The sequence below is a fragment of the Laceyella sacchari genome (assembly GCF_024927925.1).
GTDB lineage: Bacteria > Bacillota > Bacilli > Thermoactinomycetales > Thermoactinomycetaceae > Laceyella > Laceyella sacchari.
This window is the reverse complement of the sequence record NZ_CP103866.1, coordinates 2,291,627-2,307,225: the sequence shown is the minus strand read 5'-3', so window position 1 is coordinate 2,307,225 and position 15,599 is coordinate 2,291,627. Positions and strand designations below refer to the sequence as shown.

Genomic DNA, 15,599 nt, shown 5'->3' with positions numbered 1-15,599 from the left:
CTGTCATTACAGGTATGCTGCGTCTCTTTGCCATGCGGGCGAAAGAGGCGCTTTTTTTATGGAGCTGGAAAAGGAGTGGAGTGAGATGAAAGACAAGACAATACGAATGGATGTGCATGAACGTCCCGCATGGTATGAATGGATCATGCTCAGTTTTCAACATTTGTTTGCCATGTTTGGAGCAACGGTGCTGGTTCCGCTGTTGACTGGGATGAACCCGGCAGTCGCCCTCTTTACGAGCGGAGTGGGGACGCTTGCCTACATGATTGTGACCAGAGGGAAAATACCGGCTTATCTCGGTTCTTCATTTGCTTTCATCGTTCCCATCCTGACGGTCTCGCAAGGTGGCAAGAACATGGGGGAAGCGTTGTTCGGCTGTTTTGCGATCGGAATTATGTACGGGGTGGTCGCGCTGGTCGTCTACAAGTTTGGTATCAAGTGGCTTGACCACCTGTTGCCACCGGTGGTGATCGGTTCGGTGGTTATCGTGATCGGACTAGCCCTCGCTGGCACCGCGGTTGATATGGCTAGCCAAAAAGATGTGATTCAAAACATGCCGCAAACGGCGCAAGAATGGCAGAACATTCAAGGCACAATCAAAACTGTCGACCCGGAGCAGGGTACGGTGACGGTTCACACCTACTCGCTGGAGAACTTTTTGGTGGCTTTGGCTACTTTGGCCATCGCCATTGTTACCAGTATGTTTGGCAGGGGATTCCTCAATATCATCCCCATCTTGGCCGGGGTGGTCGGGGGATACCTGATCGCCATCGCGGCGGGCATGGTCGACTTTACGCCTGTGAAAGAAGCGGCATGGTTTGCGGTACCCGCATTCACCAAGCCGGTTGTATCCTGGCATGCGGTGTTGGTGATGCTGCCGGTTACGCTCGTGGTGCTGGCCGAACATATCGGGCACCTGATTGTAACAGGGAACATCATGGATCGGGACTTGACTCGCGATCCCGGATTGCACCGCTCCCTGTTGGGCGATGGCATTGCGGTGAGTGCGGCGGCTTTGATTGGTGGTCCCCCCTCCACGACTTATGGGGAGAATATCGGTGTCATGGCGATCACTCGCGTGTTTAGTGTCTGGGTGATCGGGGGCGCGGCTTTGCTGGCCATGAGCTTTGCCTTCATCGGGAAATTGTCTGCGCTTATCCAAACCATTCCCACCCCGGTTATGGGTGGTGTATCGATCCTCTTGTTCGGCATTATCGCCTCAGCGGGCTTGCGCATGCTGATTGAGCATCGGATCGACCTGGGAGAACGGCGCAACCTGGTCATCGCAGCAGTCGTACTGGTGATCGGCATTGGCGGTGCGGTTCTGCGCTTCGCCGACATCCATCTGGAGTTGGAAGGGATGGCGCTCGCGACAGTGGTAGGGATTGTGCTCAACGCAATCTTGCCGCGGCAACAAAGGCAAGCGGGTGCGCAAGAAGCGGAAGTAGCTTAAATGCGTGACTACAAGCTGGGGGCGTTTGCTACCCGCCACATTGACAGAAAGAGGGAGATCAGATGGCGTTGATGACGCAGGAGTGGAAACAGGAACATTTGCTGGATACAAGCCAGCTCACCCTGAATGAGTTGAAAGCCATTTTGGCTCGCGCCCGGTATTGGGAAGAAAATTGGCGTCCGGGCATGGGGCCATACCGCGGCCGGTTCGCAGCTAATTTGTTCTTTGAGCCCAGCACCCGCACACGGTTTTCTTTTGAAGTGGCTGAGAAAAAGCTGGGAATGGAAGTGGTCAACTTCACCCCTGACGTTTCTAGCACCGCCAAGGGAGAATCCCTGTATGACACCGTCAAAACCTTAGCGAGCCTTGGGGTGGAAGTGGCCGTTATTCGGCACTCTGATCCGGAGCAAATGAAAGCTTTGGCAAGGCAAGAAGTGGGTTGCAAAATCCTAAATGCTGGCGCGGGTCATTGGGCCCATCCCACCCAAGCGCTGTTGGATTTGTACACGATGCTCAAACATTTTGGCGACTTGTCCGGCAAGACGGTGGCGATTGTGGGGGATATCGCCCACAGCCGTGTGGTGCACTCCAACATGTGGAGTTTGAAGCGGTTCGGCGCCCATGTGATCTTGAGCGGTCCGCAAGCGATGCGCGACCGCGACTGTGAACAGGAGGCTCCCTATGTGCCATTTGAAGATGCGTTGCAGACGGCGGATGTGGTCATGATGCTAAGGGTGCAACTGGAACGGCATCAAGAAAAGTTGTTCACATCCAAGCAGGACTACCATGAACGATATGGGTTGACACTTCAGCGTCTTCGCTTGATGAAACCCGAAGCAATCATCATGCATCCGGGCCCGTTTAACCGAGGCGTAGAAGTGGCCGATGAAGTGGTTGAACATCCGCGGTCGAAAATTTTTGAACAGAAATCGAACGGTGTGTGGATTCGCATGGCGGTACTGGAACACGCACTGGAGGGGGAGAAAGCATGAAACGGATCATCAAAAACGGATGTTTGCTCGACCTGCAGACGGGAACGATAAATAAACGCGATATCCTGATTGACAACGGCTTGATTCAAACGATAGCAGAGAATGTGAGCGATCCTGAAGCGGAAGTGATCGATGTTGCCGGCAAATTGGTCGTTCCGGGATTGATCGACATGCACGTTCACTTTCGTGAACCCGGGTTTGAGAAGAAGGAAACGATTGCGACGGGTAGCGCGGCCGCGGCCAAAGGCGGTTTCACCACGGTGGCCTGCATGCCGAACACCCGGCCAGTGATCGATTCGCCGGAGACGGTGCGGCAAGTGTTAAGCCGTGCCCAAGAGGCTGGATTGGCGCGAGTGCTCGTCTACGGTGCGATCACCGTGCGAGAACTGGGCCAAGAGTTGACAGACATGGAAGGATTGAAAGAAGCTGGTGTGTTTGCGGTTACGGATGACGGAGTTGGGGTGCAAAGCAGCCGCATGATGAAAGAAGCGATGCGCCGCGCTCACAGTCTGGGGTTGCCGGTGGTCGCTCATTGCGAAGACGACACGTTGGCCAAAGGAGGCTCAGTCCATCAGGGGGTATTTGCTGCCAAGCACGGTTTGAAAGGTATCCCTTCCGAAGCGGAGGCGATCCATGTCGGACGTGACATCTTGTTGGCGGAAGACATCGGAGTTCACTACCATGTGTGCCACATCAGCGCTGAGCAATCCGTACGCTTGGTACGGGAAGCGAAACAGCGTGGGCAAAAAGTGACGGCAGAAGTGACGCCTCATCACTTGCTGCTGTGTGACGAAGATATACCGGAACCCAATGCGATGTGGAAGATGAATCCGCCGCTCAGATCCAAGCAAGACCGGCAGGCCCTGATTGAAGGCTTGAAGGATGGCACGATCGACATCATTGCCACCGACCATGCGCCCCACACCAGTGAAGAGAAAGCGTGGGACATGGAGAAAGCGCCGTTTGGTATCGTCGGCTTGGAGACGGCTTTCCCTCTCCTGTACACCCACTTGGTGCAAAAAGGGGTGTTAACCCTGGCGGAGCTGGTGGATAAAATGACGCGGAAACCGGCTGAGATCTTCGGTTTGCCGTATGGGGAATTGGCTGTTGGCAAACCGGCGGATGTAACGGTGATCGATCTGGAGACGGAACGGGAGATCGACCCAACCACATTTAAGTCACTGGGTCGAAACACGCCCTTCGCCGGCTGGAAGGTAAAAGGATGGCCGGTTTTGACCCTGCTCGAAGGTGAAATCACTTGGCGGGAGATCTGAGCTTGCGCTGGCATGACAAGGAGGAGATGAAATGATGAAAGCAAGATTGCTTTTGGAAGATGGAACATTATTTACCGGCACTTCGTTCGGCGCTGAAGGGAACTCCTTGGGAGAAGTTGTTTTCAACACCAGCATGACCGGATATCAGGAGATATTGACCGACCCCTCTTATTGCGGGCAGATTATCACGATGACCTATCCTTTGATTGGCAATTACGGGATTTCCCGGGATGATAATGAATCGCTCCGCCCGTACGCCCACGGTTTGGTGGTACGGGAAATCGCCGAGTACGCCAGCAATTGGCGCAATGAAATGCCACTTTCCACCTTTCTAAAGGAATATGGCATCATCGGGATCGCTGGGATTGATACGCGCATGCTGACGCGCAAGTTGCGCCAGAGCGGAGTGATGAAGGGCATTATCACTACCGGGGATGAGACGATTGAAGCACTGATGGAGCAGATGGGCACACCGCTGATGCGCGATCAGGTCGCCCGCGTGAGCACCAAGAGCATCCACATTGCGCCAAGCTATGGCAAACGCGTGGTATTGGTTGACTTCGGAGCAAAGCACAACATCCAACGCGAGTTGGTAGAACGGGGTTGTGAAGTGATCTCCGTGCCGTACAACACGCCAGCAGAAGAGATTCTCCGCTTCCGCCCCGACGGGATTATGCTTTCCAATGGCCCTGGGGACCCCAAAGATGTGCCGGAAGCGATCACCATGATCGGCAAACTGTTGGGGAAAGTGCCAATGTTCGGCATCTGTTTGGGGCATCAGCTGTTCGCCTTGGCCTGTGGAGCGGATACAGTAAAAATGAAGTTTGGCCATCGCGGCGGCAATCATCCAGTCAAAGAATTGGCAACGGGCCGCACTGTCATCACCTCGCAAAACCATGGGTATGCCGTCAATCCGGAGTCAGTGAAGGGAACCGGGTTGGAAATCAGTCATATCGCCTTGAACGATGGTACCGTGGAAGGGTTGGTGCATCAGTCGCATCCGGCTTTCTCAGTGCAGTACCATCCCGAATCGGCGCCAGGTCCGCTTGATTCCGGATACTTGTTTGACCGATTTGTCGAAATGATGGATACGTTTGCCGTGCGGAAGGGAGAGGGAGTCCATGCCTAAAGATCCAACACTGAAGAAAATTCTCGTCATCGGTTCTGGGCCGATTGTTATCGGGCAGGCGGCCGAGTTTGACTATGCCGGTACGCAAGCATGCCAAGCGTTGAAAGAAGAAGGGCTGGAAGTTGTTCTGGTAAACAGCAATCCTGCCACGATCATGACTGACACCAACATGGCTGATCGGGTGTATATTGAACCGCTCACCGCTGAGTTCATTACGCAAGTGATCCGCAAGGAACGGCCAGACGGCTTGTTGCCGACGTTGGGCGGGCAAACGGGACTTAACCTGGCGGTTGAATTGGCGAAGCAAGGGGTGCTGGAACGAGAAGGTGTACGCCTGTTGGGGACTGACCTCCGAGCCATTACCAATGCTGAAGATCGCGATTTGTTCCGCAGCTTGATGAATGAATTAAATGAGCCAGTGCCAGAAAGTGTGATTGTCCAATCTGTTGAAGAAGCGGTGAACTTCGCCGGGGAAACGGGATATCCCGTGATCGTGCGCCCCGCTTACACCCTGGGCGGAACCGGTGGCGGGATTGCCCACACCGAAGCGGAATTGAGGGATATCGTCGATAACGGCTTGCGCTACAGCCCAATCAACCAATGCCTGATCGAGAAGAGCATCGCCGGGTATAAAGAGATTGAATATGAAGTGATGCGGGATGCCAATGATAACTGCATCGTCGTCTGTAACATGGAAAACTTCGATCCGGTCGGTGTGCATACGGGAGATAGCATTGTGTTCGCGCCAAGCCAAACCTTGTCCGACCGTGAATACCACATGTTGCGCACGTCCGCGCTCAAGATTATCCGCTCCCTGAATATCCAGGGGGGATGCAATGTGCAGTTTGCACTCGATCCGCATTCTTTCCAGTACTATGTGATCGAAGTGAACCCGCGCGTGAGCCGCTCCTCCGCGCTGGCATCGAAAGCGACGGGTTACCCGATTGCGCGGATTGCAGCCAAAATCGCCATCGGTTACACCTTGGATGAACTGAAAAATCCGGTGACCGGCGAGACCTACGCTTGCTTTGAGCCAACCTTGGATTATGTGGTGAGCAAAATCCCGCGCTGGCCGTTCGATAAATTCGTATCAGCCAACCGCAAGTTGGGCACGCAGATGAAGGCGACAGGCGAAGTGATGGCGATTGGGCGAACCTTGGAGGAATCGTTGTTAAAAGCGGTTCGGTCGCTGGAAATCGGTTTGGATCACATCGCGTTGCCAGATGCAGAGCAACTTGACGATGCCACCTTGCGCGAGCGGATACACGTGGCCGATGATGAACGCCTTTTCCTCTTGGGAGAATGGTTCCGCAGAGGGCATACATTGGAGGAGGCGCATCAACTCAGCAAAATCGACCGCTTCTTCTTGCACAAACTGGAACGGATCGTCAAACTGGAGCAGCAAGTGGCTCAAGCAGAGGTCTTGGATGTGGATCTGCTCCATGCTGCCAAACGCATGGGCTTCACCGATAAAACCATCGGTCGCCTGCGCAACCAATCTGAAAAAGAGATTCGTACCTTGCGCCTGGCACATGGCCTGCAGCCGGTATACAAAATCGTGGACACGTGTGCAGCCGAGTTTGAAGCGGAAACACCTTACTACTACTCCACTTATGAACAAGAGGATGAAGTGAGTAAATCTGAGAAAAAGAGCATCGTCGTGCTGGGCTCAGGACCGATCCGCATCGGGCAAGGAGTGGAGTTCGATTATGCCACTGTGCATGCGATCTGGGCCATCCGGGCTGCGGGATATGAAGCGGTGATTATCAACAACAACCCGGAGACGGTATCGACTGACTTCAACACTTCGGATCGCCTGTACTTTGAACCGCTTTACAAAGAAGATGTGCTCAACATCATCGAAAAAGAAAATCCCCTTGGCGTCATCGTGCAATTTGGGGGGCAAACTGCTCTCAATCTGGCGCGTGATTTGCGGGAAGAAGGCATTAAGATTTTGGGAACCTCGTTGGAAGAGATCGACCGGGCCGAAGACCGCAAGAAATTTGAAAAGCTACTGAACGATACCCAAATCGCTCAACCGCCGGGTGCGGCAGTTACTTCTGTCGAAGAAGCGGCCCAAGTGGCAGCCCGCCTTGGCTATCCTGTGCTCGTGCGCCCATCCTATGTCTTGGGTGGACGTGCGATGGAGATTGTCTACAGCGAAAGCGAACTGCGCTCTTATATGGAAGTGGCGGTACAGGTCAATCCGGAACATCCGGTACTGATCGATCGGTACTTGCTCGGTAAAGAGTTGGAAGTGGACGCCATCTGCGATGGTGAAGACGTGCTGATCCCGGGCATTATGGAACATATTGAACGGGCCGGGGTACACTCTGGCGACTCGATTGCTGTCTACCCACCGCAATCCATCACACCGGAGCAAAAGGCGCGGGTGATCGAGATCACGATGCAAATCGCCAAGTCATTGCATACCAAAGGATTGATTAATATCCAGTTTGTTCTCTTCAAAGGCGATATCTATGTGTTGGAAGTGAATCCGCGCGCTTCCCGGACTGTGCCGTTCTTGAGCAAAGTGACCGGCATCCCGATGGCGCAAGTGGCTACCCGGATCATGTTGGGCGAGTCACTCCAAGAGCAGGGGTATGCCAACGGCTTGTGGCCGGAAAGCAAGGAAGTGGCGGTGAAAGTGCCGGTCTTCTCCTTCGCGAAGTTGCGCCGCGTCGATATCACGCTGGGACCGGAAATGAAATCCACCGGCGAAGTGATGGGACGGGATCGCGATTATGCCCGCGCGGTGTACAAAGGGCTATTGGCGGCAGGCATCTCCTTGCCCCGTTTTGGTACGGTGGTGGCGACCATCGGGGACAAAGAGAAAGAGGAAGCCGTTTCGCTCATGAGACGGTTCCATCAGTTGGGATACAAGATCGTCTGCACCAGCGGAACGGCAGATATCTTGGAAGCGGCGGGCCTGCCGGTTGAGCGTGTGAACAAATTGCGAGAGGGCTCCCCACACATTCTGGACTTGATTCGCCAAGGCAAAGCGGACTTGGTAGTCAACACTTGGACGCGTGGGCGTACACCGGAACGGGATGGGTTCCGGATCCGCCGTGAAGCGGTAGAGAACGGCATCGCCTGCCTTACCTCGCTGGATACGGTCGAAGCGCTGTTAATCACATTGGAGTCGATTCACATGAGCGCAGACCCGATTGGCCAACCTGCTGTCGGCGCCCGCTCGGCAGTCTTGGTTTAGGGCGAAAGGGGAGAGAGTGGACATGGTAGTGGACGAACGCATTTTCATTGCCTTGGATTATCCGGGAGCAAAGGAAGCGGAACGGCTGTTGGCGCATTGGGCGGGCACAGCCAAGCCGGCCATCAAGGTGGGGTACCAACTGTTTTACGCGGTTGGCCCCCAGTGGGTGGCGGCCCGCAAAGAGGAAGGGTACACCGTTTTTTTGGATTTGAAATTGCATGATATCCCCAACACGGTTGCCAAAGGTGTGGAATCGCTCAGCAGCTTGGGGGTTGATTTTCTCACGCTCCATGCCAGTGGCGGCCGAGCCATGATCGCGGCGGCGCGGGAGATGGCTGAGAAGAAAAGCGGAGTGGGCGGACGCATGCGTTTGCTCAGCGTGACGCAACTAACTAGCACGGATCAAGCGATAATGAATCAGGAAATCGGCATTCCCGGTACGGTGAAGGAGTCTGTGACGCATTATGCGAGGTTGGCTTACGAAGCAGGAGCAGACGGGGTGATTTGTTCGGCTCATGAGGCTGGCGATGTGAAGGCAGTAACTGGCTCTCAGTTCTTGGCGGTTACGCCGGGGATTCGCCCCGCCGGAGTGAACGCAGATGACCAAAAACGGATTATGACGCCAAGCGGGGCCATCCAGCGTGGAGCGGACTACTTGGTGGTCGGGCGGGCAATCACTACGGCAACTGATCCGAAGCGGGCTTATGAAGCCATTGTGGCAGAAATCAACCAAGGATAGGGAGAGGTTTAGATGAGTTGGTCTTTGCAAGAAGCGATTGAACGGACAAGCGTATTGAAAGAGGGGCATTTCTTGCTTTCTTCTGGACGCCATAGCGCCCAATATATGCAATGTGCGCAACTGTTGCAATACCCTCATGACGCGGGCAAGGCAGGCGAAGCAATCGCGGAGCTGTTCCGCGACGAAGCCATCGATGTGGTGGTCGGTCCGGCTCTGGGCGGGGTGATCATCGCCCATGAAGTGGCGAGGGCACTCGGAGTACGCTGCCTGTTTACGGAACGCAAAGAGGGTGTCATGGAAATGCGGCGCGGGTTTGCGGTGAAGCCAGGTGAACGCGTTTTGGTCATTGAAGATGTGGTGACAACGGGTGGGTCGGTTAAAGAAGTGATCGCCCTGTTGGAAGAAATGCAGGCGGAGGTCGTGGCGGTTGGCTCCATCGTGGACCGGACGGGCGGACATAATCCATTTGCCTGTCCGTACCGCGCACTGACAGAAATTAAGATTGAGAGCTATACTCCGGAAGAATGTCCGCTTTGCCGGGAGGGCATCCCCGTAGTTAAACCGGGTAGCCGCACCCCGGCCAAAGGATGAGAGGGTAGCAAAGGAGCGGCGAGCAGCAGTTATTAGGCCGGCGATGACAAATCGCTGGCTTTTTTGTGTTGAAACAGCCAGGTGCCTGTGTCTTTGCGCACATCCGTGCCACGGTCGGTAAGCAGGTCGCGGGCGCAGAGGAGATGGATGATTTCCACTTGCTTCAATTCCTTTAGCAAATGGTTGATTAACTTCTGGCCGATGCGGGTTTGAGGATAGCGCTTGTCTACCACCACCTCTTTAATGTATGCACACAGGCGTCCAACTGTTACCGCCCGGGAGAAGCCAATCAATTGCTGGTCTGCCCAGACTCCGACTGTAAGCCCTTCTTGGAGCATGAGTTCGGTCTGGGCGATGGTACGGGCATCGGCTGCGGCTTGCTGGTTGCAGAGGGACAAGATAGCGGCAGGGGAGATCGGGCGTTCATGATGAAAGGCGATTTGGATACTCATATAAATCCTCTCCTTATAAATGGATGAAATAGGGGAAAGATAGCTCTTTCCCGGTTAAGTTCTGTTATGTTTGTACAAACGATAGGAGTACCAGTAAATGATAGCCAAGCCAATGATGATGGCGGCAAACGGCAGGATGGATCTAAGCGGTACTGGCAAGAAGAGGCTGATGATCATAAGCAAACCGATGAAGAATAACACCTTGCCGCCAAACCGGTGGGTGAGTCGCCAATTGTCTTCAGACGTGATGGACCACGGTGTGCGGATACCGAAAAAAAACGTTTGTCGCACTTGCGGCAGGTAATTGCCTATCGCCATTAACAGAATGCCGATCAGCAATTGGATGAGGAGAGGGATATTTATCGGATAACCCAAGGTGATCGCTAAGATGGATAAGAACACGGCGCACAAGACAACGGTGGAATACAAGAGCAAGATGGAATATGCTTTGCTATGCATGACATAACGGTCGCGGCGTGGGTCCCAGTTGGGCAGGAAGGTGAGTAACAAATTTATGCCTAAGGGTATGAGTCCGAATAGTAGCAGCATGTTTTTTGACCCGTATCTGTCGATTTGCCCTTTGATATTCCAGTGCAAGGGCACCCGGTCTGGCAACAGGTCATGGCAGTACAGGAAGACTCCAAACGTTACAAGGGCGATGACCCAGGATAAGATAAGATATGGTTTGTGCAAATGTTTCATGGTGTTTCATTCCCCTTTCCGCTCACATTGATGAGCCATGTGATCACATCCTGAAACACGGTGGTGTTGAGGGAATACACGATGTATTGGCCTTTTTTTTCGGACATGACCAAGTCAGCGCTTTTCAGGATGTTCAGGTGGTTGCTGATTGATGGTTTAGAGATATCGAAGTGATCTGCGATTTCTCCTGCTGTCAGATCCCCTTTTTTCAGCAAATCCAAGATTTGACGGCGGGTGGGATCTGCCAATGCTTTAAAGACGGTGTTCACTTTTCACACTCCGTTAGATAATTAGATAATTAACTAAATAACTTATGATCTAACTATATCATGAGTGGAAAAATAAAACAAGAGAGGAAGGTACCCAGTTTTTGCGCATAAATAAAGCCCCAGCCAACATTTGCGTTGGTTAGGGCTTGGCTTGCTTCATCTTGTTTTTTTTCGTTTGCAACAACTGCTTGATCGTATCTTCGTCTGGTGTGACGTAAATGGTCTGCTGTTGTTCATAGATCACGAAGCCGGGTCGGGCGCCTGAAGGTTTTTTTACATGCTTGATCAGTGTGAAGTCCACTGGTACTTGGCTGGATTCTCGCGCTTTGCTGAAGTAGGCAGCCAACATCGCTGCTTCCATCAGGGTTTCTTCGCTGACTGTTTTGGCACGAATCACCACATGGGAGCCGGGAATGTCTTTCGTATGCAACCAAGTGTCGGTCGCGCGAGCCAACTGGTGCGTCAGATAATCATTTTGCTTGTTGTTTTTTCCAATCAGAATGGTGGTGCCGTCTGAAGCTTGAACGGCAAGCGGAGCCGGAACCTCTTTTTTCTTCCTCTGATTTTTTTTCGGTTGAGCTCTGAGCCAGCCTTCTTCCACCAACTCCTCACGAATTTGTTCTACTTCCCGCAGGGTTGAGTTTTCTAACTGTACCAATACTGACTCCAAGTAAGCTTTATCCTGTTTGGCTTTTTCGATTTGCTCTGCGTTCCATTTTTTAGCCGCTTTCAGCTTGTTGTACTTTTTGAAATAGCGTTGCGCGTTTTCGGCAGGGGTTAACAACGGGTCTAACGCAATGGTTGTTTCCGGCGCTCCTTCTTCATAATAGTTAACTACGCGGACTTCCGTGTCGCCCCGCTTGATTTGATGCATGTAAGAAGTGATCAGTTCCCCGCGGATGCGCCAAATATCCGCTTGGTCGGCTGAGGCTAGTTCGTCTGTTAAAATAGTGATTTTCTTTTCGTGTTTGTCAATTTCGTTTTTCAATTTGCGGATCAAGTCGACGGTTTGTTGCCGCACTCGGTCTCGCTCCGCTTTGCCGAAAAAAAAGTGTTCCAAACATGCGCTCATCGTCGGGTAGCTTTTGGCCTCCCCTGTCACATGGGTCAACGGCCACAAAGAGAAGAAGCTCTTGTCGGCTGTTTTCGTGATGGTGGGTGCATACTGGTGTCTCCTGGCTTTGGCCATCACTTCGTCAAATGCGCGCCATAACTGGTCACGGGTGGCCATCCCAGCCATGTGGATGATTTCTTTGGCGATCAAAGGACCTAAGCCGGTGAATCGCGCTACCATCTGTTTGTCCAGGCGGCCGCTATTGTAATCGAAACCGGCAATAAATGCTTCATGGCCGATGGATAACGGATCGACCTTGTCTTGGGCTGGTGGAGCTACATAAGCCGCGCCAGGGTAGATTTGGCGATGCTGGCTGACGGCGTGGCCAACCCGTTTGATTCCGTCGATAATCGTATGGGTGGCGGGGTCGATTAGGATGATGTTGCTGTGTCTCCCCATGATCTCGATGATGAGACGCCGTGTCACTTCATCCCCCAATTCGTCGCGGGAACGGAAATCGAAATGGATAATCCGTTCCATGCCCACTTGTTTAATCGCTTCGACAATCCCACCTTCACTGTGCTTGCGCAGAAGCATGCAGAACATTGGCGGCTCCGGGGGATTCTCCTGTGGAATGTCCGTCAACTGCACCCGTGCGTATGCGGGATGTGCAGATAAGAGCAATTTATGGTTTTTTCCTTGCGAGCGGATGTGCAGTACCAATTCCGCCTCGCCCGGTTGATAAACTTTTGTGATCCGTCCACCAATCAATCCCTGTAATTCGTGCGTAATTGCATGCGTAACCAATCCATCAAATGACATGATTCGTTCATCCTTTTCTTTTTCATACCATCCATTGTATCACAAATTGCGGGAGAGCTTGCCAGGGTATAACAACGGGATGCCGCTTTTTTGTTTCATGTTTGCGTGCTTGTCTGAATACATTGTTCAAAGAAGAGTGGACAAAGGGGGAAGAACGTTGTCAGAACGAGCTCGTTGGGTGGATTGGGAAGTCGAGCGAGTGGCTGCTCATTTCAAAGTGGATCTTGCAAGCGGACTCAGCGACAAAGAGGCCAAAGAGCGGTTGAAGCAAGTCGGTCCCAACCAGCTGGCTGAAGGGGAAAAAGCCTCCTGGTTGTCGTTGTTTATCGAGCAATTTAAAGATTTCATGGTGTTGGTGCTGTTGATCGCCACGCTGATCTCGGGATTGCTGGGGGAATATACGGATGCGATAGCTATTATCGCCATTGTGCTCTTGAATGCCGTATTGGGTTTTATTCAGGAGATGCGTGCGGAAAAGTCGCTCAGCGCGCTGAAAAAGTTATCCGCACCGACAGCAAAAGTGTTGCGTGAGGGCGAATGGAAGCGGGTGGATGCTTCTCAACTGGTGCCCGGAGATGTGATCATGTTAGAAAGCGGGGATCGTATCCCAGCGGATGTCCGGTTCGCACAAACAGAAGGATTGTATGTGGAAGAATCAGCGTTGACCGGTGAATCGGTGCCGGTGACCAAGCAGTCTTCCAGCTTGCCTCGCGCCGAAGTGGCATTGGGTGACCGCAAGAACATGGGGTATATGGGTACCATGGTAGTGCGCGGGAACGGCTTGGGGATTGTTGTTCACACCGGCATGGCGACAGAAATGGGACGGATCGCGCACCTTTTGGAAAACACCGAGACGATGGACACGCCGCTGAAACGACGGTTGGAGCAGTTGGGCAAAGTGCTGATCGTGGTTGCTTTGCTGTTGACGGCTTTAGTTGTGTTCACGGGCATTTTGCACGGCCATGATGCGTACAAGATGTTTTTGGCTGGGGTGTCTCTGGCAGTGGCCGCTATCCCTGAAGGATTGCCTGCGATTGTCACCATTGCGCTCGCACTTGGCGTGCAACGGATGATTAAGCGGCGAGCGATTGTCAGGAAGCTGCCTTCTGTCGAAACTCTTGGTTGCGCCACGGTGATTTGTTCGGACAAGACGGGGACGCTGACGCAAAACAAGATGAGCGTGACCCATCTATGGGCGGATGGCAAACGGATACAGGTAAGTGGGAGCGGGTATGTACCAGAAGGGGAATTTCAAGCCGATGGCGCCACTGTGAAAGTGGAGAAGGAGCCCGCTTTGCGGCGGTTGCTGGAAGTAGCAGCTTTATGTAATAACGCCCAGCTGATACAAAAAACAGAGAAAAACGGCTTGCTCAAGAAGTCGGAAGCGTGGGTGGTTAACGGCGATCCGACCGAAGGGGCGCTGTTGGTTGCGGCGGCCAAGGCGGGACTCGACAAAGAGCACCTGGCTGGGGAATGGGAAAGGATCAAAGAGCTTCCCTTTGATTCAGAACGGAAGATGATGTCAGTCATTCTGGAGAACAAAAGCAAAGGGCGCGTGGTGTTTAGCAAAGGTGCTCCCGATGTGTTGCTGACAAAATGTACCCATCTGTTGGAGCAGGGGCGCAAAGTGCCGTTGACCGACGCCAAGCGGGAACAGATTCTGCGCCACAATGAGGAGTTGGCAAGCATGGCTTTGCGCAACTTGGGCTTCGCTTACCGGGAATTGGATAGTCGGCACACAACCCTGAAGGAAGGGCAGTACGAGCAGCAATTGGTTTTTGTCGGCTTGGCGGGGATGATCGACCCTCCACGAGCGGAAGTGAAAGAAGCGATCAACGTTTGCCGGAAAGCGGGAATCAAAACGGTGATGATCACAGGCGACCACCAGACTACGGCAGTAGCCATTGCGCGGGAACTGGGAATCAAGCGCCCACAGGGTTTGACACTCACCGGACAAGATCTCTACAATATGAGTGATGATGAATTTCAAAAGAAAGTAAATGACGTCGATGTATATGCTCGTGTTTCGCCGGAACACAAATTGCGGATTGTGAAAGCATTGCAACAGGCGGGCCAAGTAGTGGCGATGACAGGGGATGGGGTGAATGACGCTCCGGCCATCAAATCGGCTGATATCGGTATCGCCATGGGTATTACCGGAACGGATGTCTCCAAAGAAGCTTCCTCCCTAATCCTGGCAGATGACAACTTTTCAACGATCGTGGCAGCGGTGGAGGAAGGAAGGAACATCTATGAAAACATCCGCAAATTCATCAGTTATTTGCTGGCGAGCAACGTCGGCGAGATTTTGATTATGTTTTTGGCTATGTTGGCCGGTTTACCTTTGCCGCTGGTGCCCATTCAGATCTTGTGGGTTAACTTGGTGACCGATGGCTTGCCTGCAATGGCGCTCGGTATTGACCCGGCCGAGGAAGACACCATGGTGCGTTCGCCGCGCAACAGCCGTGAAAGTGTGTTTGCGCGCGGTGTGGGCTGGAAGATCGTGACGCGAGGGCTCTTGATCGGAGCGAGTTCGTTGATGGCTTTTTGGGTTACTTACTTAGAGACGCCGGACGATTTGGTGCGGGCGCAGACGGTTGCCTTCGCTACATTGGTGTTCGCCCAGCTGATCTATGTATTTGATTGCCGTAGCCAAGGGACGATATTCCAACGCACTCCGCTGGACAATCTGCCGCTGGTATTGGCGGTGCTGTCATCCGCTGTCCTGTTGTTGGCAGTGATTTATTATCCGCCGTTACAGCCCGTATTCCATACGGTTTCGCTCGGCGTGCGCGAGTGGATTTTGGTTATAGTTACATCGACGCTTCCTGTCATATTGGCGGGCATCCTTGACTTGCTCCGCCCCATGGCCAGACGTACCCAAAGAATGATGCACAGCTCATGACCTGAG

The 15,599-nt window shown here is 53.1% G+C and carries 12 protein-coding genes; 8 read left to right on the top strand and 4 right to left on the bottom strand.

What is annotated here, in order from left to right:
- The first annotated feature begins 85 nt into the window (after positions 1-85).
- The 7 genes from uraA to pyrE all read left to right on the top strand — a co-directional run bounded on the left by uraA (position 86) and on the right by pyrE (position 9,389).
- Positions 86-1,453 (top strand): uracil permease, encoded by a 1,368-nt coding sequence (gene uraA, locus NYR52_RS11130; protein ID WP_259435659.1) that lies wholly within the window; start codon positions 86-88, stop codon positions 1,451-1,453.
- A gap of 62 nt (positions 1,454-1,515) precedes the next feature.
- Positions 1,516-2,445, top strand: coding sequence for an aspartate carbamoyltransferase catalytic subunit (locus NYR52_RS11125; RefSeq protein WP_259435658.1), 930 nt, complete (start codon positions 1,516-1,518; stop codon positions 2,443-2,445).
- On the top strand, positions 2,442-3,719 hold the full coding sequence (gene pyrC / locus NYR52_RS11120) for a dihydroorotase (protein WP_259435657.1): 1,278 nt from the start codon (positions 2,442-2,444) through the stop codon (positions 3,717-3,719). The genes NYR52_RS11125 and pyrC overlap by 4 nt, the downstream gene beginning before the upstream one ends.
- Positions 3,720-3,753: 34 nt before the next feature.
- Positions 3,754-4,848 carry a glutamine-hydrolyzing carbamoyl-phosphate synthase small subunit gene (gene carA, locus NYR52_RS11115; RefSeq protein ID WP_259436762.1) on the top strand — a complete coding sequence of 365 codons (1,095 nt, stop codon included), beginning with the start codon at positions 3,754-3,756 and terminating at the stop codon, positions 4,846-4,848.
- Positions 4,841-8,059: a carbamoyl-phosphate synthase large subunit gene (gene carB, locus NYR52_RS11110; protein WP_259435656.1), complete on the top strand. Its 3,219-nt coding sequence runs from the start codon at positions 4,841-4,843 to the stop codon at positions 8,057-8,059. The genes carA and carB overlap by 8 nt, the downstream gene beginning before the upstream one ends.
- Positions 8,060-8,081: 22 nt before the next feature.
- Positions 8,082-8,798, top strand: a complete 717-nt coding sequence (gene pyrF, locus NYR52_RS11105; RefSeq protein WP_259435655.1) for an orotidine-5'-phosphate decarboxylase — start codon at positions 8,082-8,084, stop codon at positions 8,796-8,798.
- A 12-nt stretch (positions 8,799-8,810) separates the two neighbouring features.
- Positions 8,811-9,389 carry an orotate phosphoribosyltransferase gene (gene pyrE / locus NYR52_RS11100; protein WP_022736428.1) on the top strand — a complete coding sequence of 193 codons (579 nt, stop codon included), beginning with the start codon at positions 8,811-8,813 and terminating at the stop codon, positions 9,387-9,389.
- Positions 9,390-9,421: 32 nt separating this feature from the next.
- Here pyrE and NYR52_RS11095 read toward each other — a convergent pair whose 3' ends face one another.
- The 4 genes from NYR52_RS11095 to NYR52_RS11080 all read right to left on the bottom strand — a co-directional run bounded on the left by NYR52_RS11095 (position 9,422) and on the right by NYR52_RS11080 (position 12,688).
- Complete coding sequence (locus tag NYR52_RS11095; RefSeq protein ID WP_022736427.1) at positions 9,422-9,841, bottom strand: GNAT family N-acetyltransferase; 420 nt, start codon at positions 9,839-9,841, stop codon at positions 9,422-9,424.
- Positions 9,842-9,895: 54 nt separating this feature from the next.
- Positions 9,896-10,543, bottom strand: coding sequence for an SdpI family protein (locus NYR52_RS11090; RefSeq protein WP_259435654.1), 648 nt, complete (start codon positions 10,541-10,543; stop codon positions 9,896-9,898).
- On the bottom strand, positions 10,540-10,812 hold the full coding sequence (locus NYR52_RS11085) for an autorepressor SdpR family transcription factor (RefSeq protein ID WP_022736425.1): 273 nt from the start codon (positions 10,810-10,812) through the stop codon (positions 10,540-10,542). Before NYR52_RS11085 ends, NYR52_RS11090 begins: the two co-directional genes overlap by 4 nt.
- A 139-nt stretch (positions 10,813-10,951) precedes the next feature.
- The gene (locus tag NYR52_RS11080) at positions 10,952-12,688 is read right to left on the bottom strand and encodes an Rqc2 family fibronectin-binding protein (protein WP_259435653.1); all 1,737 of its coding nucleotides are present in this window, start codon (positions 12,686-12,688) and stop codon (positions 10,952-10,954) included.
- A gap of 97 nt (positions 12,689-12,785) precedes the next feature.
- On the opposite strand from NYR52_RS11080, the gene NYR52_RS11075 reads away from it, so the two are divergent.
- A complete protein-coding gene (locus NYR52_RS11075) occupies positions 12,786-15,593 on the top strand; it encodes a calcium-translocating P-type ATPase, SERCA-type (RefSeq protein ID WP_259436761.1) in 2,808 nt (935 codons plus the stop codon).
- The last annotated feature ends 6 nt before the right edge of the window (positions 15,594-15,599 follow it).

Coding starts and splice junctions, on each gene's coding strand:
- NYR52_RS11080 (WP_259435653.1), bottom strand. CDS start 12,688: ATGTCATTTGATGGATTGGTTACGCATGCAATTACGCACGAATTACAG.
- pyrE (WP_022736428.1), top strand. CDS start 8,811: ATGAGTTGGTCTTTGCAAGAAGCGATTGAACGGACAAGCGTATTGAAA.
- NYR52_RS11095 (WP_022736427.1), bottom strand. CDS start 9,841: ATGAGTATCCAAATCGCCTTTCATCATGAACGCCCGATCTCCCCTGCC.
- pyrF (WP_259435655.1), top strand. CDS start 8,082: ATGGTAGTGGACGAACGCATTTTCATTGCCTTGGATTATCCGGGAGCA.
- uraA (WP_259435659.1), top strand. CDS start 86: ATGAAAGACAAGACAATACGAATGGATGTGCATGAACGTCCCGCATGG.
- carB (WP_259435656.1), top strand. CDS start 4,841: ATGCCTAAAGATCCAACACTGAAGAAAATTCTCGTCATCGGTTCTGGG.
- pyrC (WP_259435657.1), top strand. CDS start 2,442: ATGAAACGGATCATCAAAAACGGATGTTTGCTCGACCTGCAGACGGGA.
- NYR52_RS11090 (WP_259435654.1), bottom strand. CDS start 10,543: ATGAAACATTTGCACAAACCATATCTTATCTTATCCTGGGTCATCGCC.
- carA (WP_259436762.1), top strand. CDS start 3,754: ATGAAAGCAAGATTGCTTTTGGAAGATGGAACATTATTTACCGGCACT.
- NYR52_RS11075 (WP_259436761.1), top strand. CDS start 12,786: ATGTTTGCGTGCTTGTCTGAATACATTGTTCAAAGAAGAGTGGACAAA.
- NYR52_RS11125 (WP_259435658.1), top strand. CDS start 1,516: ATGGCGTTGATGACGCAGGAGTGGAAACAGGAACATTTGCTGGATACA.